The organism is Micromonospora sp. WMMD1219 (assembly GCF_049315215.1).
Classification (GTDB): domain Bacteria; phylum Actinomycetota; class Actinomycetes; order Mycobacteriales; family Micromonosporaceae; genus Micromonospora; species Micromonospora tulbaghiae.
The window spans coordinates 6,173,733-6,200,348 of record NZ_CP186057.1 but is presented as its reverse complement, the minus strand read 5'-3'; the positions used below and the strand labels follow the sequence as shown (position 1 = coordinate 6,200,348).

At 74.8% G+C, this 26,616-nt stretch carries 26 protein-coding genes; 16 read left to right on the top strand and 10 right to left on the bottom strand.

The features are described from left to right. Positions 1-3: 3 nt before the first annotated feature. On the top strand, positions 4-795 hold the full coding sequence (locus ACN27C_RS28935) for a trans-aconitate 2-methyltransferase (RefSeq protein ID WP_120570583.1): 792 nt from the start codon (positions 4-6) through the stop codon (positions 793-795). Then, positions 792-1,817, top strand: a complete 1,026-nt coding sequence (locus ACN27C_RS28930) for an adenosine deaminase (protein WP_120570582.1) — start codon at positions 792-794, stop codon at positions 1,815-1,817. The genes ACN27C_RS28935 and ACN27C_RS28930 overlap by 4 nt, the downstream gene beginning before the upstream one ends. On the opposite strand, the gene ACN27C_RS28925 is transcribed toward ACN27C_RS28930, so the two are convergent. The 3 genes from ACN27C_RS28925 to ACN27C_RS28915 form a co-directional block, all read right to left on the bottom strand. After that, a complete protein-coding gene (locus ACN27C_RS28925; protein WP_162958996.1) occupies positions 1,774-2,049 on the bottom strand; it encodes a hypothetical protein in 276 nt (91 codons plus the stop codon). The two genes, ACN27C_RS28930 and ACN27C_RS28925, sit on opposite strands and share 44 nt — an antisense overlap. Before the next feature lie 228 nt (positions 2,050-2,277). Beyond that, positions 2,278-3,669: a HAMP domain-containing sensor histidine kinase gene (locus tag ACN27C_RS28920; RefSeq protein WP_422751686.1), complete on the bottom strand. Its 1,392-nt coding sequence runs from the start codon at positions 3,667-3,669 to the stop codon at positions 2,278-2,280. A gap of 29 nt (positions 3,670-3,698) precedes the next feature. Then, a complete protein-coding gene (locus ACN27C_RS28915; RefSeq protein ID WP_013285422.1) occupies positions 3,699-4,388 on the bottom strand; it encodes a response regulator transcription factor in 690 nt (229 codons plus the stop codon). 73 nt (positions 4,389-4,461) lie between these two features. On the opposite strand from ACN27C_RS28915, the gene ACN27C_RS28910 reads away from it, so the two are divergent. After that, positions 4,462-5,391, top strand: a complete 930-nt coding sequence (locus tag ACN27C_RS28910; protein WP_120570579.1) for an ADP-ribosylglycohydrolase family protein — start codon at positions 4,462-4,464, stop codon at positions 5,389-5,391. 110 nt (positions 5,392-5,501) lie between these two features. Here the strand turns inward: ACN27C_RS28910 and ACN27C_RS28905 are convergent, their stop codons facing one another. Further along, entirely contained in the window at positions 5,502-6,443 is a 942-nt protein-coding gene (locus ACN27C_RS28905; protein WP_422749386.1) for a YcnI family protein, read from the bottom strand. A gap of 203 nt (positions 6,444-6,646) precedes the next feature. Here ACN27C_RS28905 and thrS point away from each other — a divergent pair, with 203 nt between their 5' ends. The 4 genes from thrS (at position 6,647) to ACN27C_RS28885 (ending at position 11,264) form a co-directional block, all read left to right on the top strand. After that, positions 6,647-8,665, top strand: coding sequence for a threonine--tRNA ligase (gene thrS, locus ACN27C_RS28900; RefSeq protein ID WP_422749384.1), 2,019 nt, complete (start codon positions 6,647-6,649; stop codon positions 8,663-8,665). A 75-nt stretch (positions 8,666-8,740) separates the two neighbouring features. Beyond that, positions 8,741-9,301 (top strand): HIT family protein, encoded by a 561-nt coding sequence (locus ACN27C_RS28895; protein ID WP_043325006.1) that lies wholly within the window; start codon positions 8,741-8,743, stop codon positions 9,299-9,301. 32 nt (positions 9,302-9,333) lie between these two features. Continuing rightward, positions 9,334-9,987 (top strand): CG0192-related protein, encoded by a 654-nt coding sequence (locus ACN27C_RS28890; protein ID WP_350816008.1) that lies wholly within the window; start codon positions 9,334-9,336, stop codon positions 9,985-9,987. A gap of 218 nt (positions 9,988-10,205) precedes the next feature. After that, on the top strand, positions 10,206-11,264 hold the full coding sequence (locus tag ACN27C_RS28885) for an aldo/keto reductase (RefSeq protein WP_252448576.1): 1,059 nt from the start codon (positions 10,206-10,208) through the stop codon (positions 11,262-11,264). A 142-nt stretch (positions 11,265-11,406) separates the two neighbouring features. Here ACN27C_RS28885 and ACN27C_RS28880 read toward each other — a convergent pair whose 3' ends face one another. Continuing rightward, a complete protein-coding gene (locus ACN27C_RS28880) occupies positions 11,407-13,563 on the bottom strand; it encodes an elongation factor G-like protein EF-G2 (RefSeq protein WP_358172869.1) in 2,157 nt (718 codons plus the stop codon). A gap of 252 nt (positions 13,564-13,815) precedes the next feature. Here ACN27C_RS28880 and pgsA point away from each other — a divergent pair, with 252 nt between their 5' ends. From pgsA to ACN27C_RS28845, 7 genes are all read left to right on the top strand, one after another. Further along, positions 13,816-14,436, top strand: a complete 621-nt coding sequence (gene pgsA, locus ACN27C_RS28875; protein ID WP_120570572.1) for a phosphatidylinositol phosphate synthase — start codon at positions 13,816-13,818, stop codon at positions 14,434-14,436. Continuing rightward, positions 14,433-15,365: a phosphatidylinositol mannoside acyltransferase gene (locus tag ACN27C_RS28870; RefSeq protein ID WP_422749380.1), complete on the top strand. Its 933-nt coding sequence runs from the start codon at positions 14,433-14,435 to the stop codon at positions 15,363-15,365. The genes pgsA and ACN27C_RS28870 overlap by 4 nt, the downstream gene beginning before the upstream one ends. Positions 15,366-15,373: 8 nt before the next feature. Continuing rightward, positions 15,374-16,534 carry a glycosyltransferase family 4 protein gene (locus tag ACN27C_RS28865; protein WP_422749378.1) on the top strand — a complete coding sequence of 387 codons (1,161 nt, stop codon included), beginning with the start codon at positions 15,374-15,376 and terminating at the stop codon, positions 16,532-16,534. An 83-nt stretch (positions 16,535-16,617) separates the two neighbouring features. After that, a complete protein-coding gene (locus ACN27C_RS28860; RefSeq protein ID WP_120570569.1) occupies positions 16,618-17,121 on the top strand; it encodes a hypothetical protein in 504 nt (167 codons plus the stop codon). Between the two features lie 128 nt (positions 17,122-17,249). Next, complete coding sequence (pdxS, locus tag ACN27C_RS28855; RefSeq protein ID WP_121686013.1) at positions 17,250-18,161, top strand: pyridoxal 5'-phosphate synthase lyase subunit PdxS; 912 nt, start codon at positions 17,250-17,252, stop codon at positions 18,159-18,161. A gap of 7 nt (positions 18,162-18,168) precedes the next feature. Next, on the top strand, positions 18,169-18,774 hold the full coding sequence (gene pdxT, locus ACN27C_RS28850; protein WP_422749376.1) for a pyridoxal 5'-phosphate synthase glutaminase subunit PdxT: 606 nt from the start codon (positions 18,169-18,171) through the stop codon (positions 18,772-18,774). Between the two features lie 230 nt (positions 18,775-19,004). After that, positions 19,005-19,754, top strand: coding sequence for a YebC/PmpR family DNA-binding transcriptional regulator (locus tag ACN27C_RS28845; protein ID WP_043324998.1), 750 nt, complete (start codon positions 19,005-19,007; stop codon positions 19,752-19,754). A gap of 68 nt (positions 19,755-19,822) precedes the next feature. Here the strand turns inward: ACN27C_RS28845 and ACN27C_RS28840 are convergent, their stop codons facing one another. From ACN27C_RS28840 to ACN27C_RS28825, 4 genes are all read right to left on the bottom strand, one after another. Beyond that, positions 19,823-20,884 (bottom strand): ABC transporter permease, encoded by a 1,062-nt coding sequence (locus ACN27C_RS28840; RefSeq protein WP_422749374.1) that lies wholly within the window; start codon positions 20,882-20,884, stop codon positions 19,823-19,825. After that, positions 20,881-21,774 (bottom strand): ABC transporter ATP-binding protein, encoded by an 894-nt coding sequence (locus ACN27C_RS28835; RefSeq protein ID WP_422749372.1) that lies wholly within the window; start codon positions 21,772-21,774, stop codon positions 20,881-20,883. Before ACN27C_RS28835 ends, ACN27C_RS28840 begins: the two co-directional genes overlap by 4 nt. Positions 21,775-21,855: 81 nt before the next feature. Continuing rightward, on the bottom strand, positions 21,856-22,533 hold the full coding sequence (locus tag ACN27C_RS28830; protein WP_422749370.1) for a response regulator: 678 nt from the start codon (positions 22,531-22,533) through the stop codon (positions 21,856-21,858). Further along, a complete protein-coding gene (locus ACN27C_RS28825; protein ID WP_422749368.1) occupies positions 22,530-23,819 on the bottom strand; it encodes a sensor histidine kinase in 1,290 nt (429 codons plus the stop codon). Before ACN27C_RS28825 ends, ACN27C_RS28830 begins: the two co-directional genes overlap by 4 nt. An 87-nt stretch (positions 23,820-23,906) precedes the next feature. Between ACN27C_RS28825 and ACN27C_RS28820 the strand changes: the two genes are divergently transcribed. Next, positions 23,907-24,467 carry a GNAT family N-acetyltransferase gene (locus tag ACN27C_RS28820; RefSeq protein ID WP_121686008.1) on the top strand — a complete coding sequence of 187 codons (561 nt, stop codon included), beginning with the start codon at positions 23,907-23,909 and terminating at the stop codon, positions 24,465-24,467. 46 nt (positions 24,468-24,513) lie between these two features. Here ACN27C_RS28820 and ACN27C_RS28815 read toward each other — a convergent pair whose 3' ends face one another. Then, positions 24,514-25,116: a hypothetical protein gene (locus ACN27C_RS28815; protein ID WP_121686007.1), complete on the bottom strand. Its 603-nt coding sequence runs from the start codon at positions 25,114-25,116 to the stop codon at positions 24,514-24,516. A gap of 83 nt (positions 25,117-25,199) precedes the next feature. Between ACN27C_RS28815 and ACN27C_RS28810 the strand changes: the two genes are divergently transcribed. Then, positions 25,200-26,609: a serine/threonine-protein kinase gene (locus ACN27C_RS28810; protein WP_422749365.1), complete on the top strand. Its 1,410-nt coding sequence runs from the start codon at positions 25,200-25,202 to the stop codon at positions 26,607-26,609. Positions 26,610-26,616: the final 7 nt, after the last annotated feature.

The following is a 26,616-nucleotide window of genomic DNA, read 5'->3' as shown; positions in this document are numbered from 1 at the left end:
GTCATGTGGGATCCACGCACCTACCTGCGCTACGGCGACGAGCGGTCCCGGCCGTTCCACGACCTGCTGGCCCGCGTCGGCGCCGAGCACCCGCGCGCCGTGGTCGACCTCGGCTGCGGCCCCGGCACCCTCACCGCCACGCTCGCCGGCCGCTGGCCCGCCAGCCGGGTCACCGGCCTCGACTCCTCCCCGGAGATGATCGACCGGGCGGGCGCCGAGGGCGGTCCGGTCACCTACGCGGTCGGCGACGTCCGCGACTGGCGACCGGAGCCGGACGTGGACGTGCTGGTCGGCAACGCCGTGCTCCAGTGGGTGCCGGAACACCGCGACCTGCTCCGCCGCTGGGCACACGCGTTGCCGACGGGCGCGTGGATGGCGTTCCAGGTGCCCGGCAACTTCGACGCGCCCTCGCACCGGCTGCTGCGCTCCGTCGCCGCGGGGGACCGGTGGCGCGACGCGCTCGCCGGAGAGCTGCGCGAGGCACCGGTCGACGAGCCGGTCGGCTACGCCACGCTGCTGACCGACGCGGGCTGCGCGGTCGACGCCTGGGAGACTACGTACGTGCATCTGCTGCCCGCCGCCGGCGCCGACCACCCGGTGCTGGCCTGGATGGAGGGCACCGCGCTGCGCCCGGTCCGCGCCGCGCTGGACGCCGCCGGCTGGGCCGCCTTCCGCGCCGAGCTGGGGGTACGGCTCGCGCAGGCGTACCCGGTGCGGCATGGTCAGGTGTACTTCCCGTTCCGCCGGATCTTCATGGTGGCCCGCACCGGCGCCCGCGCAGAGGAGAACTCGTGACCGACCTGCCCACCTTCATCGCCGGACTGCCCAAGGTGGAGCTGCACGTGCACCACGTCGGCTCGGCCTCGCCCCGGATCGTCGCCGAGCTGGCCGCCCGGCACGAGGGGCGCAGCCCCGTCCCGGCCGACCCGGAGGCGCTCGCCGACTACTTCGCGTTCCGCGACTTCGCCCACTTCATCGAGGTCTACCTCAGCGTGGTGGACCTGATCCGCGACGCCGACGACGTCTGGCTGCTCACCCACGAGGTCGCCCGGGAGCTGGCCCGCCAGCAGGTCCGCTACGCCGAGCTGACCGTCACGCCGTACTCGCACGTCAACCGCGGCATCCCGGCGCCGGCGTTCTGCGAGGCGATCGAGGACGCCCGCAAGCGCGCCGAGGCCGACTTCGGCATCGCGCTGCGCTGGTGCTTCGACATCCCCGGCGAGGCCGGCCTGCCCGCCGCCGAGCAGACGCTGCGGATCGCGCTCGACGAACGACCCGACGGGCTGATCAGCTTCGGCCTCGGCGGCCCCGAGATCGGGGTGCCCCGGCCGCAGTTCAAGCCCTGGTTCGACCAGGCCCGGGCGGCCGGGCTGCGCTCGGTGCCGCACGCCGGCGAGACCACCGGCCCGGAGACGATCTGGGACGCGCTGCGCGAGCTGGGCGCCGAGCGGATCGGCCACGGCATCTCCGCCGCGCAGGACCCGGCGCTGCTGGCCCACCTCGCCGAGCGGCGCATCCCGCTGGAGATCTCCCCGACGTCCAACGTGCGCACCCGGGCCGTACCGAGCCTGGACGCGCACCCGCTGCCGCGGCTGGTCGAGGCCGGCGTGCCGGTCAGCATCAACTCCGACGACCCGCCGATGTTCGGCACCACGCTCAACGACGAGTACGCGGTGGCCGCCCGGCTGCTGCGACTCGGCCCGGACGGGGTGGCCGCGCTGGCCCGCGACGCCGTCGCCGCGGCGTTCCTGGCACCGGCCGAGCAGGCCCGGATCACCGCCGAGATCGACGCGTACCTGGGGAGCGCGGCGGGCTGAGCGGCCGTACGGGCGCCGGCCGCCGGGACATCCGGGGCGGCCGGCGCCGCACGGTCAGCATCAGCCCGGCCAGCGCCAGCGCGGTGAGCGCGGCGGCGGGACCGGGCGCGACGGGCGCGGGCCGGACGGGACCGTGCGCGAGCACCGGGTCCTGCCACACCGCGAGCGTGAGCGCGATACCCAGGCCGATGACGGCGGCCCAGCGGAGCAGACGACTGACGGCCGGTGGCATGACGGTCACCTCGCGCCCGGGATCGACGGGAGAGCGCGCGCGACGGGAGCGAGGTGTGGGGGGACCGGACTCCCGCCGCGCGCATGATCCGTCGGCCGGAAGGTCTTACGGGGCGTCCCGGCCGACGGAACTGATGGGTTCTGTCAACGATCCTGGCAGTTCACGCCGGTTTCGCGGCCGTCGTTAAACCACCTTTAAGGAGAACTTGCGCCCGTACACAGCCACGGGTCAGCGCGGGCGCGGCCAGCGCCGCCCCGGACGCGGCTCGCGTGCCTCCCGGGCCATCCGCCCGACCAGCCCGAACCGGTTCACCGGCCGGGGTGCCGCGTCCGGGTCGGCCAGCAGCATCACCACGCTCGCGCCGCCGAGCCGGGCCCGGTCGATGCTCACCGAACCGTTCGCCTGCAACGCGACCCGCTTGGCGATGTCCAGCCCGAGCCCGGTGGAGCCCTTGTCGCTCTCGCCCCGGCGCAACGCCCGGTCCGGGTCGGCGATGCCCGGCCCGGCGTCGTCGATGCGGATCGCCACCCAGCCGTCCCGGCGACTCACCGCCACCTCGAACGCGGTGCCCTGCGGTGTGTACCGGAACACGTTGCCGATCACCGCGTCCAGCGCGGCGGCCAGCTCGGCGCGGGGCACCGGCGCCGGGATGCGCAACTGCGCCCCGACCACCCGGTGCGGCCGGTTCTGGTCCCCGGCCAGTGCCGACCAGAAGACCATCCGGTCCCGGACCACCTCGCTCACGTCGCACGACGCAGGCGCCGACTCCTGGGCGACCGCCTTGCGGGTCGTCTTGATGAGCTGGTCGACCTCGCCCTCCAGCGTGACGATCGCCTGCCGGATACGCCGGATGCCGCGCCGCCGGTCCAGTTCCGCCTCGCTGAACGTGCCGATGCTCGTGTCGTCGGACTCCAGCGCCTCGGCGTCCAGCCGCAGCGCGGTCAGCGGCGTACGCAGCCGGTGCGACAGGTCGGCGACCAGTTCGTGCTCGTCGGCGCGCAGCGCCACCAGCCGTTCGGTCATCCGGTTGAACGCGTGCCCGGCCTCGGCCAGCTCACGTGGGCCGGTCGGCTCGACCCGTACCCCCAGCTCGCCGTCGCCCACCGCGAGCGCCGCCTTGACCAGGTCGCCGGTGGCGTCCACGGCCCGGGCCGCCACCCGGTCGACCACCGCGACCGCCGCGCCGACCAGCGCCAGGCCGATCGCGAGCAGCAGCAGCCACCGCCCGCCGCCGCCGGAGTCGAGCACCTCGTCGGGGACGAAGACCTCCACCACCGCGACCCGGTCACCGAGCACCACCGGGTCCAGCCGCAGCACCCCGCCGTCCACCTCGGTCACCACCGAACGCCGCTGCGCGGCGGCGTCGGCGAGCACCCGCGGGTTCGCGCGGCCGGCCGACTCGTCCGCGCCGATGCCGTGCACCACCGGTCGCTTGGCCGGATCGTCGCCGGCCGCGGCGGCCACCGCCCGCTCGATCGTCGCGGTGTCCGTGCTGACCGCCAGCGCGCCGGTCACCAGCGCGGCCCGGCGCGCGGCGTCGGCCAGCTCCGCCTCCCGGGTCCGGTCGGCGAGGGTGAGCCCGAGCGGGATGAGGAAGGCGAGCGCGATCAGGCCGCACAGGCCGGCGGTGAGCCCGGCGAGCGTGAGCCTCAGTCCGGCGCCACCAGCCGGAAGCCGACCCCCCGCACGGTGCGCAGGTAGCGCGGCTTCGCCGCGGACTCGCCCATTTTGCGGCGGAGCCAGTACAGGTGAACGTCGATGGTCTGGTCCTCGCCGACCGATGGCTGCCGCCATACCTCCTCCAAGAGTTCCCGCCGGGACACTACCCGGCCGGGACGTGCGGCGAGATACGCCAGCAGGTCGAATTCCTTGCGGGTCAGGGCCAGCGCCTCCCCGTCCAGCACCGCGCTGCGCTCGCCCACGTCGACGCGCAGGCCGCCGACCGTGTGCACGGCCGGCGCGACGGTACGGCTGGCCCGGCCCGCCCGGCGCAGCACAGTGGTGATCCGGGCGTCCAGGTGCGCACCGGTGAACGGCTTGACCATGTAGTCGTCCGCACCGGCGCGCAGCAGCCGTACCACCGACTGCTCGTCGTCACGGGCGGTGGCGATGATGATCGGCACGTCGGTGATGCCGCGCAGCATGCGCAGCGCGTCCGAGCCGTCCAGGTCGGGCAGGCCGAGGTCGAGCACCACCAGATCCGGTGTCTCCGCGGCGACCCGGCGCAGCGCGTCCAGCGCGGTGCCGACCGCGTGCACCGCGTGCCCCCGGTCGGTCAGCGATCGCAGCATGGCGCCGCGCACGACGTGGTCGTCTTCGACCAGCAGGACGGTTGCCACGTCAGCACCGTACTCGGCGTGGCAAGCCGGTCGCGTTGCGGCGGTCCGGCCAACCGGGCAAGCTGGGACGGCGATGACGTTCACGCTCTTCCCCGACACCCGCCTCACGCTCGCCCGCGACGCGCTGGCCGGCCTGTCGGTGGGCGACGCCCTCGGTTCCCAGTTCTTCGTTCCCGGCCGGCACCCGGACGACCTCGCCGCCGGGCGGCTGCCCGCGCCGCCGTGGGAGTGGACCGACGACACCGAGATGGCCTGCTCGGTGGTGGCCGAGCTGGCCGCCGCGGGCCGCATCGACCGGGACCGGCTGGCGCTGGCGTTCGCGCAGCGCTGCGAGCCGTACCGCGGGTACGGGCCGGGCGCGGTGACGGTGCTGCGGCTGATCCGCACGGGCACGCCGTGGCCGGTGGCCGCCGCGTCCGCGTTCGACGGGCAGGGCTCCTGCGGCAACGGCGCCGCCATGCGCGTCGCGCCGCTCGGCGCCTGGCACGCCGACTCCACCCGCCGCGCCGCCGAGCAGGCCCGTGCCTCGGCCGAGGTGACCCACGCCCACCCGGAGGGCGTCGCCGGTGCGGTGGCTGTCGCGGTGGCCGCCTCGCTCGCCGCCCGCGCCCGCCTCGACGGCGGCCGGCCCGACCCGGCCCGGTTGCTCACCGCCGTCGCCGGGGCGCTCGACCCGGCCGGTGAGGTGCACCGGGGGGTACGCCGGGCCGCCGCGCTGCTCGGTCACTCCGCCGCCGCGGCGGCCGACGCGCTCGGCAACGGCTCCCGGGTGACCGCGCAGGACACCGTGCCGTTCACGCTCTGGGTGGCCGCCACGCTGCTGCACGACTACCCCGCCGCGATCCGCGCCTGCGTCGAGGCGGGCGGCGACGTGGACACCACGGCCGCCATCGTGGGCGGGATCGTGGCCGCGTACACCGGGGTCGGCGCGCCGGGTGGTGTGCCGGAGGGCTGGCTGACCGCCCGCGAGCCGCTCCCCACCTGGCTCCCCACCCCCGCCTGACCGCCCGCCCTCCCTCGCCGGCCGTGGTGGTCGTGGGTACGCGCGCCGGTTCGGGGAAGTGGCGGGGTCGGCGGCGGAGGGATGCAGCCACCTCGGCGAGGTGGAGTCGATCATGCGTTCCGGCGCGCACCACCAGCGGGGACGGGCTCGACGGTCGCGGGGGTGTCGGGGGCGGGGGCCGGCTCGGGGGAGCCGGAGCGGGGGTCCGTGTCCGGACGTCCGGTGGCGGCGGGCTCGTCGGGGGAAGGGCTGTCGTCGGGCGGGAGGGTCATGGTGTCGCGCCGGCGACGGCTGAGCAGCCAGCCGATCGCCGCGCCACCGGCCAGCCCGGCGAGCAGGCCGCCGCCCAGCAGCAGGTCCGCGCTCGGCCCGTCGTCGGCCGCACCGGCCGCCGGTGCCGTGCCGCCCACCGCACCGCCCTGCGCCCCGCCGGCAGCGCCGGGGCCGCCCGCCGCGCCGTGACCGCCGTGCGCGCCGCCGTTCGTCCCGGCGCCGCCGTCGTGCGTCACGGTGCCCGGCAGCGGCGGCAGCAGCTCGACCGTCGGCGCCGGGTGCGCGCCACCCGCCGGGTCCGCCCACCGGACCACTGTGCCGTCGTCGTACGTCTGCACGACTGTGAACGTGAGCCGGTCGGTGGCGGGCATCGGTCCCATGCCCAGCGGCAGCCGGGCCGGCCCGGTGCCGGTGCCGGGCATCCGCAGCCAGCTCACCGCGTGGGTCACCTGGTTCAGCTCGGCCGCGTGCATGCCGGGGACGGGCTGGTCGAGCGTGCGGGTGGTGATGGTCGGCGCCCAGTCCGGCACCGACAGCGGGTACACCTCGCCGATCGGGGCGTCGGCCGGCATGGTCAGCTCGATCCGGGTGGTCCGCGTGCCGGGCCTGTCCGCGGGCACCAGCACCGCGAGTTCGATCGCGTCGCCCTGGCGTACCTGGGCGGGCGAGGTCGTGACCGTCACCCCGGCCGCGTTCGCCGCGCCCGGCCAGCCCACCGCCCCGGCGAGTACGGCCGTCAGCAACGCAGCCGCCCACCGGCCCTGACGGGTCATCCTCATGGTCGTCCCCATCCTCGTCGACTGGGGTCGGCACCGGCTCCGGCCCCACCTGGTAGTTCGGGCGGCGGGGCGAAAAGGTTCAACCCGGCACGGAACTCGCCGGGAACGGGCACCGGCGTCGGCGGCGGTCCGGGTCCGGGCGACCGATAGCATCGCAGGGGCCGGTCACCGGCCCTTCCGTACCGTCGACGACAGGAGTCACCGTGTCCGCACCCCGTACCCCCGTCGTGGCCGACCCCGTCGTCGTCGCCGCCGGGACCACGGCGGCCGACGCGGTGGCCGCGGCCGGCCTGCCGATGAGCGGGCCGAAGGCGATCGTGGTGGTCCGCGATCCGCAGGGCCAGCTCCGCGACCTGGACTGGCGCCCGGCCGAGGACGTCGCCGTCGAGCCGGTCACCCTGGACAGCCCGGACGGGCTGAACGTGCTGCGCCACTCCACCGCCCACGTGCTGGCCCAGGCGGTGCAGGACGTCTTCCCGGACGCCAAGCTCGGCATCGGCCCGCCGATCGAGAACGGCTTCTACTACGACTTCGGCGTCGACAAGCCGTTCCAGCCGGACGACCTGGCCAAGCTCGAGAAGCGCATGCAGGAGATCGTCAAGTCCGGCCAGCGGTTCCGCCGCCGCCGGTTCGCCGACCTGGACGAGGCCCGGGCCGAGCTGGCCGCCGAGCCGTTCAAGCTGGAGCTGATCGACGTCAAGGGGGAGGGGCTGGACTCCTCCGAGGTGATGGAGGTGGGCGGCGGCGAGCTGACCATCTACGACAACCTCGCCGCCAACGAGGACAAGGTCTGCTGGTCGGACCTGTGCCGCGGCCCGCACCTGCCGAACACCCGGCTGATCGGCGCGTTCAAGCTGATGCGCTCGGCCGCCGCGTACTGGCGCGGGTCGGAGCGCAACCCGCAGCTCCAGCGCGTCTACGGCACCGCGTGGCCGACCCGGGACGAGCTCAAGGCGTACCTGAAGCTGCTGGAGGAGGCCGCCCGCCGCGACCACCGCAAGCTCGGCGCGGACCTCGACCTGTTCAGCTTCCCCGACGAGATCGGGTCCGGCCTGCCGGTCTTCCACCCCAAGGGCGGCGTGCTCAAGCGCGTGATGGAGGACTACGTCCGGGCGCGCCACATCGAGGAGGGCTTCGACTACGTCGGCACCCCGCACATCTCCAAGGAAGGTCTCTTCCACACCTCGGGACACCTGCCCTACTACAAGGACACGATGTTCCCGCCGATGGAGATGGAGGGCAGCGACTACTACCTCAAGGCCATGAACTGCCCGATGCACAACCTGATCTACCGGTCGCGCGGGCGGTCCTACCGGCAGCTCCCGCTGCGGCTGTTCGAGTTCGGGTCGGTCTACCGGTACGAGAAGTCGGGCGTCATCCACGGCCTGACCCGGGTGCGCGGCTTCACCCAGGACGACTCGCACTCCTACTGCACGAAGGAGCAGGCGCCGGCCGAGATCAAGCACCTGCTCGGCTTCGTGCTCAGCCTGCTGCGCGACTTCGGCATCGACGACTTCTACCTGGAGCTGTCGACCCGCGACGACTCCCGGCCGGACAAGTTCGTCGGCTCCGACTCCGACTGGGCGACCGCCACCGCCGTGCTGGAGCAGTGCGCGCTGGAGACCGGCCTGGAACTGGTGCCGGACCCGGGCGGCGCGGCGTTCTACGGCCCGAAGATCTCCGTGCAGGCCAAGGACGCGATCGGCCGTACCTGGCAGATGTCGACCATCCAGTACGACTTCAACCAGCCCAAGGGCTTCGGGCTGGAGTACCAGGCCGCCGACGGCACCCGGCAGCAGCCGGTGATGATCCACTGCGCGAAGTTCGGGTCGATCGAGCGGTTCATCGGCGTGCTCACCGAGCACTACGCGGGCGCGTTCCCGGCCTGGCTGGCGCCGGTGCAGGTGGTCGGCATCCCGATCCGCGACGAGCACGGCGACTACCTGGTCGACTTCGCCGCGACGCTGCGCCGGCACGGCATCCGGGCCGAGGTCGACCTGGGCGACGATCGGATGCAGAAGAAGATCCGCAACGCGCAGCAGCAGAAGATCCCGTTCATGGTGATCGCCGGTGACGACGACGTGGCCGCCGGCACCGTCTCGTTCCGCTACCGGGACGGCTCGCAGCGCAACGGCGTACCGATCGACGAGGCGGTGGCGCACGTCCGTGAGGTGGTGGAGTCGCGTACCAACGCCGGCCCCACCGCCACCGCCGCCGAGTAGGCGGTCCGCCGACCGCGCCGCCCGGGCGGCGGCGCGGTTCGGCGGCGGTCCGGCCCGGATCGTAGGATCGCCTGTGTGACAGGGGCGGAGCGGGACACCGGGTACGGCGGCGACAACGGTCTGGCGGACGGGCTGGACCGGCTCTGGACGCCGCACCGGATGACCTACATCTCCGGCGAGGACCGGCCCGAGGGCGGCTACGAGAAGCCGGCCGGCTGCCCGTTCTGCCTGGCACCCGGGCTGCCGGCCGAGGAGAGCCTGGTGGTGGCCCGGGGTGAGCACGTCTTCGCGGTGCTCAACCTCTACCCGTACAACCCCGGCCACCTGCTGGTCTGCCCCTACCGGCACGTGGCCGACTACACCGAGCTGGACGAGCCGGAGACGGTCGAGCTGGCCGCGTTCACCAAGGCCGCCATGCGGGTGGTCCGGCACGTCTCCAGCGCGCACGGCTTCAACCTGGGCATGAACCAGGGCGGCGTGGCCGGCGCGGGCATCGCCGCGCACCTGCACCAGCACGTGGTGCCGCGCTGGGGCGGCGACGCCAACTTCATGCCGGTGATCGGCCGGACGAAGGTGCTGCCGCAACTGCTCGCCGACACCCGGGAACTGCTCGCCAAGGCGTGGGCGGCGGCCTGACGGCGGCCCGTTCCGACAGTACGATCTTGCGCATGGCCCTCCTGCACCGCGCGGAACTGCGCCCCTCGAAACTGGAGCTGCTCGTACCCTGGCTGCCCGGCCGGTCCTGGTTCGCCGGCGAGGCGGGCGCGGAGGTCACGCGCGTCGCGGCGTACCGGTTCGACGACCCGGCCGGTGAGGTCGGCGTCGAGACGCTGCTCGTGCGCGCCGGTGACGGCCCGGTGCTCCAGGTGCCGCTGACCTACCGGGGCGCGCCGCTGGACGGGGCGGACGACTTCTTCGTGGGCCTCGTCGAGCACTCGGTGCTCGGCCGCCGCTGGGTGTACGACGCCTGCGGCGACCCGGTGTACCCGCCGCTGCTGGCCGCCGCCGTGCTCGCCGACGCCGGTCAGGCCGAGGAGTACTTCGAGGTCGACGGGAAGCGCGAGGTGCGCCCGGCGAGCATGACGCTGACGGGGAGCCGCACCGGCCGTCCGGTCCCGGCCGGTCCGGTGTCGGCCGGTCCGGTGTCAGCGGCTTCGGCTCCGGCTGGCCCGGTCGACGGCGGCGTGACGGTGGTCCGGGTGGGGGACGTCGAGCTGGCGGTGGTCCGGCGGCCCGTCCCGGCCGACGTGCCGGCGGCGGGCGGGCTCACCGGTGCGTGGCCGGGCCAGGACGAGCCGGTGCTGCTGGCCCACGCCCGCTGACGGACCGCGTTGAGGCAGCGGCCCGGCGGCCCGGCGGCCCGGGCGCCCGCACGCGGACGGCCCGGCCGACGGCGCGGGCCGGGCCGGTCGTCCCTCCGGCCGGGACGAATTCCGCCCCACCACGCCTGTTCCCGTTCGGCGTCACGGGGCGTGACCGTGGCCGGGCTCGTGGGCTACGAACCGGCCCGCGCTCCCCGGGAAGGTGACAGGATGCGGCGGTGGCAGTCGACACACGACAGTTGGGGCGCAGCGGCATCGAGGTGAGCGCCCTCGGCATGGGGTGCTGGGCGATCGGCGGCCCGTGGGCCGAGGGCGCCCGGCCGCTGGGCTGGGGCCGGGTCGACGACGACGAGTCGGTACGCGCCGTCCGCCGCGCACTCGACCTGGGCGTCACGCTGTTCGACACCGCCGACACGTACGGCGCCGGGCACGGCGAGCGGGTGCTCGGGCGGGCGCTCGCCGGCCGGCGCGACGAGGCGGTGATCGCCACGAAGTTCGGCTACACGTTCGACGAGCGCACCCGGCAGGCCACCGGGGAGAACGCCTCCCCGCACCACCTGCGCCGGGCCGTGACCGACTCGCTGCGACGGCTGGGCACCGACCGCATCGACCTCTACCAACTGCACCTCGGCGACCTGCCGCTGCCCCGGGCCGAGGCGCTCGTCGGCACGCTCGACGACCTGGTCGGCGCCGGCCTGATCCGGTCGTACGGGTGGAGCACCGACCGGGCCGACCGGGCTGCCGCCTTCGCCCAGGTCGCCCGCGGCGCCGCCGCCGTGCAGCACGCGCTGTCGGTGCTCCGGGACGCCCCGGCCATGCTCGACGCCTGCGACAAGCACGACCTGGCCAGCCTGGCCCGGGGGCCGCTCGGGATGGGTCTGCTCACCGGCAAGTACACGCCGGAGTCCACGCTGCCCCGCGACGACGTACGCGGACTCGGGCCGACCTGGCTGGAGTGGTTCCGCAGCGGCCGGCCCGCCCCGGAGTGGCTGCGCCGGGTCGCCGCCGTGCGCGACGCGCTCACCGCCGACGGGCGCACCCTCGCGCAGGGGGCGATCGGGTGGATCTGGGCGCGCAGCGACCGGGCCGTGCCGATCCCCGGCGCCCGGACGGTCGCGCAGGTCGAGGAGAACGCGGCCGCGCTGGCCCGGGGCCCGCTCGCCCCGGACCACTTCGCCGAGGTGGAGCGGCAGTTGGCGGCGGTACGTTCGGCGGCCCTCCGCGACGCCGACCGCCCCCACTGGCCGATGCCCCCCGTCCCCGCCGTCCGCCCCTGACCGAAGGCCGCCCCCCGGACCCGCCCCCGCCTCTCGGCGTCGATCTTGCGGTTGCGGCCCTTGGGATGACCGGAATGCGCACCTTGTTAGGGCCGCAAGTGCAAGATCGCGGGAGCGAGGGGGTCAGGGGAGGGAGGGCGGGTCAGCGGGTTGTGGACTCCTTGCGGGCCTGGTCGGCCAGGTGGGCCGGCATGGGCTCGTGGCGGGCGAACTCGCGCCGGAACGTGCCGGTGCCGGCCGTCATCGAGCGCAGCTCGACGGCGTACCGCAGCAACTCGGTCGCGGGCACCTCGGCGCGGACCAGCGTGCGGCCCTCGGCGTCCGGGTCCGGCTCGGTACCGAGCACCCGGCCGCGCCGCCCGGACAGGTCGCCCATCACCGCGCCGACCGACGCGTCCGGCACCCGTACGGTGATCTCGTCGACCGGTTCCAGCAGCGCCGGCTGGCCCTTCTCGGCGGCGTCGCGCAGCGCCAGCGCGCCGGCGGTCTGGAACGCCGCGTCGGAGGAGTCGACGCTGTGCGCCTTGCCGTCGACGAGCGTCACCCGCAGGTCCACCACCGGGTAGCCGGCGACCAGGCCGCGTTCCATCTGCGCCCGGACGCCCTTCTCCACCGACGGGATGTAGTTGTGCGGGACCGCGCCGCCGACCACCCGGTCGACGAACTCGAAGCCGGCGCCCCGGGGCAGCGGCTCCACCTCGATGTCGCAGACCGCGTACTGGCCGTGGCCGCCGGACTGCTTGACGTGCCGGCCGTGCCCGCGCGCGGCGGCGGTGAACGTCTCGCGCAGCGGCACCCGGACCGGCTCGGTGTCCAGCTCGACGCCGCCGCCGCGCAGCCGGTCGAGCACCACGTCGGCGTGCGCCTCGCCCATGCACCAGAGCACCAGCTGGTGGGTCTCCGCGTTGCGTTCGAGCCGCAGCGTCGGGTCGCCGGCGACCAGCCGGGACAGGTTGCGGGCCAGCGCGTCCTCGTCGGCCCGGCTGCGCGCCACGATCGCCACCGGCAGCAGCGGCTCCGGCATCTCCCAGGGCGCGATGAGCAGCGGGTCGTCCTTGGCCGAGATGGTGTCGCCGGTCTCGGCGCTGCCCGACTTGGTGATCGCGCACAGGTCACCGGCGACGCAGGCGGGCACCTCGCGCAGCGTCGCGCCGAGCGGGCTGTAGACGTGGCCGACCCGCTCGTCGGCGTCGTGGTCCGGGTGGCCGCGCTCGGCCATGCCGTGGCCGGACACGTGGATCACCTGGTCGGGGCGGAGCGTGCCGGAGAAGACGCGGACCAGCGAGACCCGTCCGACGTGCCGGTCGACTGTCGTCTTGACCACCTCGGCGACGAGCGGGCCGTCCGGGTCGCAGGTCAGCGGCGGGCGGGGCGAGCCGTCCACGCCGGTCACCGCGGGCAGGTCGTGCTCCAGCGGCGACGGGAACGCCGCGACCAGGCCGTCGAGCAGCGCGTCCAGGCCGACGCCGGTCTCCGCGCAGACCGGCACCACGGGGTAGAAGTGGCCGCGGGCGACGGCCGTCTCCAGGTCGGTGATCAGCACCTCGGGGTCGATCTCCTCGCCGCCGAGGTAGCGGTCCATCAGGGTCTCGTCCTCGCTCTCCGCGATGATCCCCTCGATCAGCTCGTCGCGGGACTCCTGGATGGCCGGCAGGTGCTCCGGGTCCGGCTCGCGTACCGCCGCCGGCAGCCCGTCGGAGTAGTCGTACACCCGGCGGGTGATCAGCCCCATCAGGCCGGCCACCGACTCGCCGTCGTCGCCGAGCATGGGCAGGTAGAGCGGGAGCACGTTGTCGCCGAAGACGCGCTGGCACAGCGCCACCGCCTCGTCGAAGTCGGCGCGCGGGTGGTCCAGCCGGGAGACGGCGACCGCCCGGGGCATGTCGACGGCGGCGCACTCCTCCCACAGGGCGGCGGTGGCGGCGTCCATCCCGTCCACGGCGGAGACCACGAACAGCGCCGCGTCGGCGGCCCGCAGACCGGCGCGCAGCTCGCCGACGAAGTCGCCGTACCCCGGGGTGTCCAGCAGGTTGACCTTGACGTCGCGGTGCATCAGCGGGGCGCAGGCCAGGCTCACCGAGCGCTGCTGGCGTACGGCGGCGGGGTCGTGGTCGCAGACGGTGGTGCCCTCGGTGACGGCGCCGGCCCGGCCGATCGTGCCACCGGCGGCCAGCAGCGCCTCGACGAGTGTGGTCTTGCCGGCGCCGGAGTGCCCGACGAGCACCACGTTGCGAACCCTGCCGGGCTCGGTCACCACCGGCGCGCCGCCGGTGACACCCTTCTCGTTCTTCTGCGCCATCGCGGCGCACCTCCCTCAACCGGTGGTGGTGGCGACCGCCGCGGGCGACGGGGGAGCGGACCCGGGACGGGCGCCGCGGCGATATCTTCCGGTGATCTCCTGCTGGACGGGAACGCGGACCGGTGATCCGGTGAACTGGCTCACCTCCTGGCTCGATCTCACACCCGCACGGGTGCCCGCACAAGGGCCGCCGGGCGGGTCGTACGCCCGGCTGTGTCCCCGGCGGTTGCGGGCCGTTATCGTGGGACCGCCATGGCGAAGATCTTCCAAGTGACGGCCCGCGCGGGCATGACCCGCGTCGTGGAGCCGATCGCCCGCGCGCTGCTGCGTGCGGGCGTGTCCCCCAATGCGGTCACCGTGACCGGAACCGTCGGCGTGCTCGTCGGCGCGCTCGGCTTCGGCGCGCGCGGCCATCTGGTCGCCGGCGCGCTGATCGTCACGGTCTTCGCTCTCACCGACCTGCTCGACGGCACGATGGCGCGGATGAGCGGCGGGTCCACCCGGTTCGGGGCGTTCCTCGACTCGAGCATGGACCGGGTCGCCGACAGCGCGGTGTTCGGCGCGGTCGCGTACTGGCTGGCCACCGAGCACGACTACTCGGGCGTGGCGGCGGCGCTGATCTGCCTGGCCGCGGGCGGGCTGGTCTCCTACGTCAAGGCCCGCGCCGAGGGCCTCGGGATGACCTGCAACGTGGGCATCGCCGAGCGCACCGAGCGGCTGCTCATCGTCGGCGTCGGCGGTCTGCTCACCGGCGTCGGCGTCGATCCGGCCCTGGAGATCGCGCTCTGGCTGCTCGCCGCCGTCTCGATCTTCACGGTGGGTCAGCGGATGGCCCACGTGTACCGCCAGGCCCAGCGGGTCGGCGCCGAGTGAACCTGACCGAGGCGGGCTTCGTCGCGGGCTGGCGCCTGGTCCGGGCGCTGCCCCGGCCCGTCGCGGCGGCGGCCTTCCGGATGGGCGCCGACCGCGCCCACCGCAAGGACGGCGGGGGTACGCGCCGGCTGCGCGCCAACCTGCGCCGGGTGGTCGGCCCGGAGATGCCGGACGCGGAACTGGACGCGCTGGTGCGCGACGGGCTGCGCTCGTACGCCCGGTACTGGATGGAGGCGTTCCGGCTGCCCGGCCTGAGCCGCACGGACATCCTCGCCGGGTTCCGCCTCGACGGGCAGGAACTGCTCGACGCCGACGTGGCGGCCGGGCGGGGCGCCGTGGTGGCGCTGCCGCACGCCGGCAACTGGGACGCCGCAGGCGCCTGGGTGGCGGCCACCGGCTGGCCGATGACCACGGTGGCGGAGCGGCTGCCGGACGGCGTCTACGAGCGGTTCGTCGGGTTCCGGGAAGGGCTGGGCATGGAGATCCTGCCCAACACCGGCGGCCCGCGTCCCGCGTTCGACGTGCTGGTGGACCGGCTGCGCGCCGGATACGTGGTGCCGCTGCTGGCCGACCGGGACCTGTCCGCGCGCGGCGTGGAGGTGGACTTCTTCGGCGGCCGGACCCGGATGCCGGCCGGTCCCGCGCTGCTGGCGATCCGTACCGGCGCCCCGCTCTACGTGGCCTCGATGTGGTACGAACCGGACGCGGCGTGCGCCTCGATCGAGGGCCCGCTGCCGCTGCCGGACCCGGACAGCGCGCCGCTCGACGAGCGGGTGCGCGCGGTGACGCAGCGGATTGCCGACGGTCTGGCGGCGGGCATCGCCCGGCATCCGCAAGACTGGCACATGTTGCAGCGGATGTGGCTGGACCAGGGCCGGGACGGTACGCCCACGTCGGCGCAGCCACCGGCCACCACCGGGACGGTCTAGGGGGCGCAGTGCGTATCGGCATCGTGTGCCCGTACTCGTTCGACGTGCCGGGCGGCGTGCAGAACCACGTCATGGACCTGGCCGAGGCGCTGCTCGGGCTCGGCCACGAGGTGAGCGTGCTGGCGCCCGCCGACGAGGACTCGGCGCTGCCGCCGTACGTGGTGTCGGCGGGCCGGGCGGTGCCGCTGCCGTACAACGGGTCGGTGGCCCGGATCGCGTTCGGCCCGGTCTCCGTCGCCCGGGTGCGGCGCTGGATCACCCGCGGCGACTTCGACGTGCTGCACGTGCACGAGCCGCTGACGCCGAGCCTGTCGATGCTGGCTGTGCTCTGCGCCCGCGGCCCGGTGGTGGCGACCTTCCACACCGCGATGACCCGCTCCCGGGTGCTGTCGGCCGCGCAGGGCGTGCTCCAGATCGTGCTGGAGCGCATCACCGCCCGGATCGCGGTCAGCGCGCTGGCCCGCAAGGTGCAGGTCGAGCACATGGACGGCGGCGCGGTGGAGATCCCCAACGGGGTGGCGGTGGCGAAGTTCGCCGGGGTGCCGCCGCTGCCGGGCTGGCCGGGGGAGTGCGCCCCGGGCACCGGGGGGACGCTGGGGTTCCTGGGCCGTTTCACCGAGCCGCGCAAGGGCTTCCCGATCCTGCGGGACGCGTTCGTCGCGCTGGCGGCGCACCGGCCCGGGCTGCGCCTGCTGGTCGCCGGGCCGGGCGACGCGGACGAGCTGTACGGGCGGTTCCCGGCCGGCCTGCGTGACCGGGTCACGTTCCTCGGCCTGGTCTCCGAGGCGGACAAGGCGCGCATGCTGCGCAGCGTGCACCTCTACGTCGCACCGAACACCGGAGGGGAGTCCTTCGGGATGATCCTCACCGAGGCGCTCGCCGCCGGCACCACGGTGGTCGCGAGCGACCTGGACGCGTTCCGCCGGGTGCTCGACGGCGGGCGGGCCGGACGGCTGTTCCCGACCGGCGACGCGGCGGCGCTGGGCGCCGCGCTGTCCGAACTGCTCGACGACGACGGCCGCCGCGCCGGGCTCACCGCCTGCGGCGACCAGGTGGTGGCGAATTTCGACTGGCCCGTGGTTGCCCGCCGCGTTCTGGAGGTATACGCAGCCGCGATCGAGGCCACCGACGGCCGGGTCATGGACCAGGAGTGGGCGGGTCTGGGCTGACCGCTGTGGCCGCTGCGGCCGCTGTGACGAGCGCGTCGACCGGTGCACCGCGCCGGCCGGCCGGGATGAGGAGCAGCACTACGATGCCGGGCATGTGGTGGGTGGTGGGCGCGGTCGCGGTGCTCGGGCTGCTCTCGGCGTACCTGATCTGGACCTCCGGCCGCGTGCAGCGGCTGCAGGTCCGCGCGGACTCGGCGGCCCGCGCGCTCGACGCGCACCTGCTGCGCCGCGCGGCCGCCGCCGCGGTCCTGGCCGAGCAGCGGTACGGCGTGGAGCTGTACGCCGCCGCCCGGATCGCGCTGGACGCCGCTCCGGAGGAGCGCGAGGCGGCCGAGAACGACCTGACCCGGCAGTTGCGCGGGGTGCGGCTGGACCCGGACGACCCGGCGTGCGCGGCGGTGATCGCGGCCAGCCGGCGGCTGGCGCTGGCCCGGCAGGTGCACACCGACCTGGTCCGGGACGCCCGCTCGGCGCGGGGGCGTCCGGTGGTACGGCTGTTCCGGATGGGGCGCGGCCGGGAGTGGCCGCGCTACTTCGACATCGACGATCCCACGCTGGCCTCGCACGCGGACGTGACCACGGGCTGATCGCCACCGGCCGTGACGGGGGCCACACGGCAGGCCACCGGGGGTTCGATTGGCGCTCGGATCGGCGTCGCGCCGGTCGTAGCATTCCTGCGCAGTCACCTCCCGAGCACGCCGAGGAGCGATGTCCCGTGTCTGAATCCGCAGCCCCGACCACCGCCACCGCCGTCGGCACCGCCCGCGTCAAGCGCGGCATGGCCGAGATGCTCAAGGGCGGTGTGATCATGGACGTGGTCACCCCCGAGCAGGCGAAGATCGCCGAGGACGCCGGCGCTGTCGCCGTGATGGCCCTGGAGCGCGTACCGGCCGACATCCGCGCGCAGGGCGGCGTGTCCCGGATGAGCGACCCGGACATGATCGACGGCATCATCGCGGCCGTCTCGATCCCGGTGATGGCCAAGGCCCGCATCGGCCACTTCGTCGAGGCGCAGATCCTCCAGGCGCTCGGCGTCGACTACGTCGACGAGTCCGAGGTGCTGACCCCGGCCGACTACGCCAACCACATCGACAAGTGGGCGTTCACCGTGCCGTTCGTGTGCGGGGCGACGAACCTGGGCGAGGCGTTGCGCCGGATCACCGAGGGCGCCGCGATGATCCGCTCGAAGGGCGAGGCGGGCACCGGGGACGTCTCCAACGCGACCACGCACATGCGCAAGATCCGGCAGGAGATCCGCCGCCTCCAGTCGCTGCCCGACGACGAGCTGTACGTCGCGGCCAAGGAGCTCCAGGCCCCGTACGAGCTGGTCAAGGAGGTCGCCGAGCAGGGCAAGCTGCCGGTCGTGCTGTTCACCGCCGGCGGCATCGCGACCCCTGCGGACGCGGCCATGATGATGCAGCTCGGCGCCGAGGGCGTCTTCGTCGGCTCGGGCATCTTCAAGTCCGGCAACCCGGCCCAGCGGGCCGCCGCGATCGTCAAGGCGACCACGTTCCACGACGACCCGGACGTGCTCGCCAAGGTCTCCCGCGGCCTCGGCGAGGCGATGGTCGGCATCAACGTCGACGAGATCCCCCAGCCGCACCGGCTCGCCGAGCGCGGCTGGTGAGCCGGGCGTGACGGGACCCGTGATCGGCGTGCTCGCCCTCCAGGGCGACGTACGCGAGCACGTCGCCGCGCTGGCCGGTGCGGGCGCCGACGCCCGGCCGGTGCGGCGGCCGGGCGAGCTGGACGCGGTCGACGGCCTGGTGGTGCCCGGCGGCGAGTCGACCACGATCAGCAAGCTGGTGGACATCTTCGAGATGCGCGAGCCGATCGACAAGCGGATCGCCGCCGGCATGCCGGTCTACGGCTCCTGCGCCGGCCTGATCATGCTGGCGGCCGAGGTGCTGGACGGCCGCCCCGACCAGCGCGGTTTCACCGGCGTCGACATGACGGTGCGGCGCAACGCGTTCGGCCGCCAGGTCGACTCGTTCGAGGCGCCGGTGGCGCTCAGCGGCGTCGACGGCGGCCCGTTCCACGCGGTGTTCATCAGGGCGCCCTGGGTGGAGCGCGTCGGCCCGGACGTGGAGGTGCTCGGCCGGGTGACCGAGGGCCCGGCCGCGGACCGGATCGTCGCGGTGCGGCAGGGCAACCTGCTGGCCACGTCGTTCCACCCCGAGCTGACCGGCGACCTGCGGCTGCACCGCCACTTCGTGGAGCTGGTCCGGGCCGTCGCCTGAGCGGCCGGTCCGTCCCCGGTTGTGCCGGTTCGGGTGGGCCGGGACGGGCCGCTGCCGTGCGGCGCGTGACAGTGCCCCGGCTCCCGCCGGTAGGATTGCGGAGATTCGGCAGGGCCATCAGCCCGCCGCGGCTCCCAGCGAAGATCACGGCACCTCGACGTGCGCCGCCTTGGGAGCGGGGCGTGTGCGGTGCGGTCGATGCAGACGGCGGGTAGCAACGGAGGTAACAGATGTCCGGCCACTCAAAGTGGGCGACGACCAAGCACAAGAAGGCGGTCATCGACGCCAAGCGCGGCAAGATGTTCGCCAAGCTGATCAAGAACGTCGAGGTGGCGGCCCGTACCGGCGGCGGCGACCCGGCCGGCAACCCGACTCTCTACGACGCCATCCAGAAGGCGAAGAAGAACTCGGTCCCGAACGACAACATCGACCGCGCGGTCAAGCGCGGCTCCGGCCTGGAGGCCGGCGGCGCCGACTGGCAGACGATCATGTACGAGGGTTACGGCCCGAACGGCGTGGCGATGCTGATCGAGTGCCTCACCGACAACCGCAACCGTGCCGCCACCGAGGTGCGTACCGCGCTGACCCGCAACGGCGGCTCGCTGGCCGACGCGGGCTCGGTGTCGTACATGTTCTCCCGCAAGGGCGTGGTGATCGTCCCCAAGGGCGGCACGACCGAGGACGACGTGATGATGGCGGTGCTCGACGCCGGCGCCGAGGAGGTCAACGACCTCGGTGAGGCGTACGAGGTGGTCTCCGAGCCGGGTGACCTGATCGCGGTCCGCACCGCGCTGCAGGACGCCGGCATCGAGTACGAGTCGGCCGAGTCCTCCCTCATCCCCAGCGTGAACGTGCCGCTGGACGAGGAGGGCGCGCGCAAGATCTTCAAGCTGATCGACGTGCTGGAGGACTGCGACGACGTGCAGAACGTCTACGCCAACTTCGACGTCTCCGACGAGGTGATGGCCGCGGTCGGCTGACCCCGGCCCGAACGCGCCGAGCGCCGGCACCCCGCTACGGGGTGGCCGGCGCTCGGCGTATCGCCCGGTCAGCCGATCGGCTCGCGCTGCCGCCACGCCGCCCGCACCGAGGTCCGCCCGTTGGTGCGCAGCAGCGAGCCCTCGTAGACGCGCGCCCCGGCGAGCAGGAACCCGGCCGCCGCGAGCAGCAGCAGCGCCAGCGACACGAACGGCTCCCACGTCGCCGCGTCGCCGGCGAACAGCCGCACCGGCATCGCGGTGGGCGAGGAGATCGGCAGGTACGACAGGATCCGCATCGCGGCGGCGTTGTCGTTGAGGAACACCACGGCGAAGAACGGCGCCATCACCGCGAGCTGCACCGGCGTGGACGCCCCGGCGATGTCCTCCTGCCGGTTCACCAGCGCCCCGGCGGCCGCCCACATCGCCGCGAGCAGCAGGAAGCCGCACAGGAAGAACGGCACGAACCAGCCGACCGCCGGCGCGATCAGGCCCAGCAGGTCACCGCCGCCGGTCAGGCGCATCCCGATCAGCGCGGCGGCCGCGATCAGGGTGATCTGCCCCAGCGCCAGCGCGCCCGCGGCGAGGATCTTGCCGGCCAGCAGCGCCCGGGCCGGCACGGCGGCGACCAGGATCTCCACGATCCGGGTCTGCTTCTCCTCGGTGACGCTCTGCGCGATCTGCAACCCGAACGTCTGCGACATGAAGAAGAAGACGAACGCGAACGCGAACGGCACCAGGTAGGCGACGAGCGGGTCCACCGCGTCCGGGTCCAGCAGCTTCACCTGCGGTGCCGCGCTGAGCGCGGAGACCACGTCGTCCGGGGCCCGCTCGTCGGCGACCACGACCGGACCGGTCACCACCGCGGCGTCCGCGTCGCCGTCGCGTACCGCCTGCTCGGCGGCGCCGTCGTCGGCGACCAGCATGACGTCCAGCCCGGCCGCGCGCAGCGGTTCGGCGCCGGCGGCGGTCACCGCCACTGTGGACGGGCCGCTGCTCAGCATCGCCGGCACCACTGTGGCGACGACGGCGAGCAGCAGGAAGATCAGCGTGCTGTAGAGGAACGTCTTGTCGCGGACCTTGACCTTGATCTCGCGAGCGGCGACCAGCCGGGCGGCCTGAAACGTGTTCACTGGTTGACCTCTCGGAAGATCTCGGCGAGGGACGGGGTGACCGGGCCGAAGGCGCGCACCGAACCGCGGGTCAGCGCCGCGCGCAGCACCGACTGGTCGTCGGCGGGCGGGTCCACCTCGAACACGGCGCGCGCGCCGTCGAGGTCGACCAGCCGCACGCCGGGCTGGTCCCGCAGCCAGCCGGCGTCGCCGTCGACCACGAGCGAGAACCGGGGCAGCGTGTACGCGGCGCGCAACTCCTCGCGGGCGCCGGCGGCCCGGATCGTGCCGCCCGCGATGAGCACCAGGTCGTCGCAGAGCCGCTCCACCACGTCGAGCTGGTGGCTGGAGAACAACACCGGCGCGCCGGCGGCGGCGCGTTCCCGCAGCACGGCGACCACCATGTCGACGGCGAGCGGATCGAGCCCGGAGAACGGCTCGTCCAGGATCAGCACCTCCGGGTCGTGCACCAGCGCGGCGGCGATCTGCGCGCGCTGCTGGTTGCCGAGCGACAGCGTCTCCAGCAGGTCGTCGGCCCGCTCGCCGAGACCGACCCGCTCCAGCAGCGCGTCGGTACGCCGGCGTGCCCCGGCGGCGTCCAGCCCGTACAGGCGGCCGAGGTGGACCACCTGCTCGCGGGGCGTCATCTTCGGGTAGAGGCCGCGTTCCTCGGGCATGTAGCCGAACCGGGCCCGGGCCTCGCGGCTGAGCGGCTGCCCCCGCCACGTCACCTGGCCCGCGTCCGGGGCGAGCACGCCGAGGATGATCCGCATGGTGGTGGTCTTGCCGGCGCCGTTGCCGCCGACGAATCCGGTCATGCGCCCGGCGGTCACGTCGAAGGAGACGTCTTTGAGCACCTGACGGCCGCCGAAGCTGCGGTCGACGCCGTCGAGGCGGAGCACGCTGGTCATGATCCCGACGCTACGGCCGGTCCTCACCCCCGTCGTCCCACCACGGAGCGATCACGGGGTCCGTCGCACGGCGGACGGGCGTCATCCGCCGGGTCGCACCACCCCGTGCTCGTACGCGAACACCACCGCCTGCACCCGGTCGCGCAGCCCGAGCTTGGCCAGCACGCGGCTGACGTGGGTCTTCACCGTCGCCTCGCCGACGCGCAGGGCGTCCGCGATCTCGGCGTTGCTCGCACCGCTCGCGACCAGCTCCAGCACCTCCCGCTCACGCGGGGTCAGATCCGCCGTCGCCGCGTCGTGGCGGGGGTCCGGCGGCGCCGCGCCGGGACGGGCGAACGTGGAGATCACCCGCCGGGTGAGCGCCGGCGCGATGAGTCCCTCGCCGCGCGCCACCACCCGGACCGCCTCGACCAGATCCTCCGGCGTGCCGTTCTTGAGCAGGAAGCCGCTCGCCCCGGCGCGCAACGCGGCGAACAGGTAGTCGTCCCTGTCGAACGTGGTGAGGATCAGCACCGCCGGTCCGCCCGGCGTCGTGTCGCCGGTGATCCGGCGGGTGGCCTCCAGCCCGTCGAGGACCGGCATCTCCACGTCCATCAGCACCACGTCCGGCCGCAGCGCGGGCGCCATCGACACGGCGCGCTGCCCGTCGGCGGCCTCGCCGACCACCTCGATGTCGTCCTCGACCTCCAGGATCACCCGGAAACCGGTCCGGACCAGGTGCTGGTCGTCGACGAGCAGCACCCGCACCGGCGCGCTCACGCGGCCCGCCCGGCGGCCTCGACCGGCAGCGGCATGCGGGCCCGGACCCGGAACCCGCCGCCGGGGCGCGGCCCGGCCTCCACCTCACCGCCGTGCGCGGCGACCCGTTCCCGCATGCCGATCAGGCCCAGCCCGGCCCCGGCCGCCGGCTCGCCGCCCTGTCCGTCGTCGCTCACGTCGATCTCCAGTTCCCTCGCCAGATAGCGGATCCGCACGTCCAGCGTGGTGGCGTGGGCGTGCTTGACCACGTTCGTCACCGCCTCCTGCACGATCCGGTACGCCGCCTGCGACACCGAGCGGGGCAGCGGCGCCGGTTCCCCGTACACCCCGAGTTCGGCCCGCAGCCCGGTGTCCCGGGCCCGGTCGACGAGCGCGGCGACCTGGTCGATGCCGGCGGTGTCCTCCGGGGCGGCGGCCGCGCCGGCCGCGGCGTCCGGGTCGCGCAGCACGCCGAGCATCCGGCGCAGCTCGTCGACCGACGTGCGGGCCGTCTCCTCGATCGCGGCCAGGGCGGTCCGCGCCTTGTCCCGGTCCCGGTCGAACACGCGCCGGCACGCGGCGGCCTGCACGCCCATCACCGACACGTGGTGGGCGACCACGTCGTGCAGCTCGCGGGCGATGCGGACCCGCTCGCCCATCACCGCGCGCTCGCGCGCCTCGACCTGCGAGCGGCGCAGTTGCTCGGCCTGCTCCCGCAGTTCGTACCGGCGGCGCGCGGCCACCCAGGCGGTCTGCCCGGAGTAGTAGGCGAACCCGAAGAACAGCACGTTGTAGAGCACGCCGTTGACCACGGCGGCGAGCACCGGCGGCACCGGGCCGGCGGCGTCGGCGAAGGAGGCAGCGGAGATCTGGTCGGCCCGCAGCGCGAGGGACAGCGCGAGCCAGCCGAACATCGCCGCGATGATCCCGGCCCGCAGCCGCCCGGCCAGCCGCCGGTCGGTGCCCCACGCGCCGAGCGTGAACAGGGCGGCGAACAGCGCGCCCGACGGCAGCTGCGCCAGCGGGACCGCCCGCGCCTGCCCGGCGACGAAGGCGACGGCGACGATCACCGCGACGGTGGCGGGCCACCGCCGCCGCACGGCCAGCGGGGCGGTCACCGCGACGGTCCACCAGACCTGCTCGGCCACGCTCGGCGGCGGCCCGAGCAGGAAGGCCCCGGTGCTGTACGCCAGGGTCAGCTCGAACAGGGCCAGCACGGTGACCGCGAGCCCGACCCAGAGGTCGGCGCGGTACTGCGCGGCCGTGGGAGCCGGCCGGCGCCAAGCGGTGGTGGGTGCGGTGCTCACCGTAAGACCATGCCACCGGCCGGGCCGCCGTGGTGCCCGGGGCGTAATCGGGTGGGCCGGACGACAGCCGCGACGTAGCCTGCCGGGGTGTTCGTACCCGATCTGCCGATACGCACCGAGCGGCTGCTGCTGCGCGCCTTCACCGCCGGTGACCTGGCGGTGCTCCGGGACTACCGGGGCCGCCCGGAGGTCACCCGGTTCCTCTACCACGAGCCGTACGACGACGCCGCCGCCCGCGCGGCGATCGACCGGCTGGTCCGGCGGACCGCGCTGCGCGCTCCCGGCGACGTGCTCAACCTGGCGGTGACGCTGGCGGACACCGGCGAGTTCGTCGGCGACGTGCTGCTGAGCTGGACCAGCGGGGAGCACCGGCAGGGCGAGATCGGGTACGTGGCGCACCCGGCGCACACCGGCCGGGGGTACGTCACCGAGGCGGCCCGGGAGATGCTGCGCGTCGGATTCGAAGGGCTGGGGCTGCACCGGATCGTCGGCCGGCTGGACGCCCGCAACACCGCCTCGGCCCGGGTGCTGGAGCGGCTGGGCATGCGCCGGGAGGCGCACCTGCGGGAGAACGAGTTCGTCAAGGGGGAGTGGACCGACGAGGTGGTCTACGCGCTGCTGGCCCGCGAGTGGCGGGCGGCGGCCTGAGCGACGGCGGAGGCGGGCCCGGCGCGACGGCCGGGCCCGCCAACCCTCAGCAGCAGCAGCCCTGCCGGAACGACCGCTCGACGTACGACGCCAGACCGGCGGAGTAGAAGCCGACCCCGGGCCGGATCGGGTGGTCGCTGAACAGCTCGACCCGCGACCCGAACCGGACCAGGTACGCCTCGGCGTCACCCGCGTCGTTGCGGATCATGCTGCCGCGCGGCCCGTAGATGCGCTCCAGCTCGGCGAAGGACATCCCGACCGACCCGCCGGCCGGGGAGCGCGGCGGGGCGGTGGCCGTGCCCACCGAGACGAGCCGGCCGTCCCGGAAGGTCAGCATGATCGCCCCGGCCCAGGAGCCGGTGACGCCGGCGTGCACGATTCCGGGACAGCCCGGCGCGGTCCAGTCGATCAGCCCGGCCGCGACGAGCCGGTCCAGCCGGACGCCGATCCGGTACGGCCCGGCGCCACGGACGCTGAGCACCTCGTTCTCCGCGATGGTCGACCGGACGCGGGCCGGCGTGCCGTCGCCGTGGCACGCGGTCGCCGGGTGCGCGGGCGCGGCGGCGGCGGCCGGCGCGCCGGCGGTGACCGGGACGGTCCCGGCCAGCGCCAGCAGACCGGCGAGGATGGTGGACGGGAGACGGTTCATGGCGGATCTCCTTCGGTCGGGTTCTCCTGTCCAGTTGGTCTCCGGCCGGCCCGGTTCGGTTCGGTGGATCGTCTACCGTCGACGTGACGGCGGCCGTGGTGGCGGTCCCGGAGGTGATGCGGATGATCACGCCGGCGCGGATCGGGGCGTACCGGGTGGAGCGTCTGCTCGGGACGGGGTCCTTCGCCACGGTCTGGCTCGCGTACGACCCGGCCCTGGCCGACCGGGTGGCGGTCAAGGTCCTGGCCGAGAACTGGAGCCACGACCTGCGGGTGCGGGAACGGTTCCTCGACGAGGCGCGGCTGCTGCGGCGGCTGGACGACGACCGCCTGGTCCGGGTGCACGCCGTGGGGGAGTTGCCCGACGGCCGCCCGTACGCCGTGCTGGCCTGGGCGGACGGCGGCAGCCTGCGGGACCGGCTGGCCCGCGGTCCGCTGCCGGTGGGACGGGCGCTGACGGTGCTCGACGAGATCGCTGCGGGAGTGGCGGTGCTGCACCGGCACCGGGTGGTGCACCGTGACCTCACGCCGAGCAACGTCCTGTTCCACTCGGCGCCCGGCGGCGACCGGGTGCTCGTCGCCGACCTCGGGCTGGCCAAGGCGCTCGCCTCCGCCTCCGGGCTGACCGCGCGGGCCGGCACGCCCGGCTACATGGCACCCGAGCAGGACGATCCGCTCGCCGTGGTCGACACCCGCGCCGACGTGTTCGGGCTGGGCCGCCTCGGGCTGCGGCTGCTCGGCCGGGAACGTCCGCCGGGCGGTGCGGCCGACGGCCGGACGGCCGGCTCGCGGCTGCGTGCCGGGGTGCCCGCTGCGGTGGACACGGTGCTGCGGACCGCCACCGCCGTGCGCCCCGCCGACCGCTACCCGGACGCGGACGCGTTCCGGCAGGCGCTGCGGCGCGCGGTGGCAGGCGTGCCCACGGGTGACGACGCGCGGCGCGCATCCCGGCCACGCTTGCTCCCCGCCGTGGCGGCGGTCGCGGTGGCGCTCGCCGTCGCCGCAACGTGTGCGGCGGACGCGGTCCGCCCCGCCCCGGCCGGTGCGGTGGGCCGCAGCGGGCCGCTGACAGTGGTCCTGCCGGCCGGCTGGCGGGCCGAGGGGACCGGCTGGGCGGGACGGTACGGCGACGACGGCGACCTCGAACCGGCGCTGGTGATCTCCCCGGACCCGGAGGGCTGGGCGGCCGACCCGGCGCTGCCCGGCGCGTTCGTCGGCCTCTCCACCGGTGCGGAGGGCCGGGCCGGTCCGGCGGCCTTCCTCGCCGGACGGGCCCACGGGGACTGTGCCGCGGCTGCGCCACGTCGCAGCCGGCCGGGGGGCGTGGAGTGGACGGTCGTCACGTACACCTGCCCCACCGGCCGCCCGGTGATCGTCGAGGCGGCCGCGCCTGCCACCGGCCGGGCCGGTCTGCTCTACGTCCAGCTCGTGCCGCCGCCGGACGTGGGCGCGGACTTCGTCGACCGCGTGCTCGCCGGGGTGCGGGCCGGGTAGGCGGCGC

What these genes read in the sequence shown, in the direction of transcription:
- ACN27C_RS28935 (WP_120570583.1), top strand. Translation starts at nt 4, where the DNA reads ATGTGGGATCCACGCACCTACCTGCGCTACGGCGACGAGCGGTCCCGG.
- ACN27C_RS28925 (WP_162958996.1), bottom strand. Translation starts at nt 2,049, where the DNA reads ATGCCACCGGCCGTCAGTCGTCTGCTCCGCTGGGCCGCCGTCATCGGC.
- ACN27C_RS28910 (WP_120570579.1), top strand. Translation starts at nt 4,462, where the DNA reads ATGACGTTCACGCTCTTCCCCGACACCCGCCTCACGCTCGCCCGCGAC.
- ACN27C_RS28905 (WP_422749386.1), bottom strand. Translation starts at nt 6,443, where the DNA reads ATGAGGATGACCCGTCAGGGCCGGTGGGCGGCTGCGTTGCTGACGGCC.
- ACN27C_RS28890 (WP_350816008.1), top strand. Translation starts at nt 9,334, where the DNA reads ATGGCCCTCCTGCACCGCGCGGAACTGCGCCCCTCGAAACTGGAGCTG.
- ACN27C_RS28880 (WP_358172869.1), bottom strand. Translation starts at nt 13,563, where the DNA reads ATGGCGCAGAAGAACGAGAAGGGTGTCACCGGCGGCGCGCCGGTGGTG.
- pgsA (WP_120570572.1), top strand. Translation starts at nt 13,816, where the DNA reads ATGGCGAAGATCTTCCAAGTGACGGCCCGCGCGGGCATGACCCGCGTC.
- ACN27C_RS28860 (WP_120570569.1), top strand. Translation starts at nt 16,618, where the DNA reads ATGCCGGGCATGTGGTGGGTGGTGGGCGCGGTCGCGGTGCTCGGGCTG.
- ACN27C_RS28845 (WP_043324998.1), top strand. Translation starts at nt 19,005, where the DNA reads ATGTCCGGCCACTCAAAGTGGGCGACGACCAAGCACAAGAAGGCGGTC.
- ACN27C_RS28835 (WP_422749372.1), bottom strand. Translation starts at nt 21,774, where the DNA reads ATGACCAGCGTGCTCCGCCTCGACGGCGTCGACCGCAGCTTCGGCGGC.
- ACN27C_RS28815 (WP_121686007.1), bottom strand. Translation starts at nt 25,116, where the DNA reads ATGAACCGTCTCCCGTCCACCATCCTCGCCGGTCTGCTGGCGCTGGCC.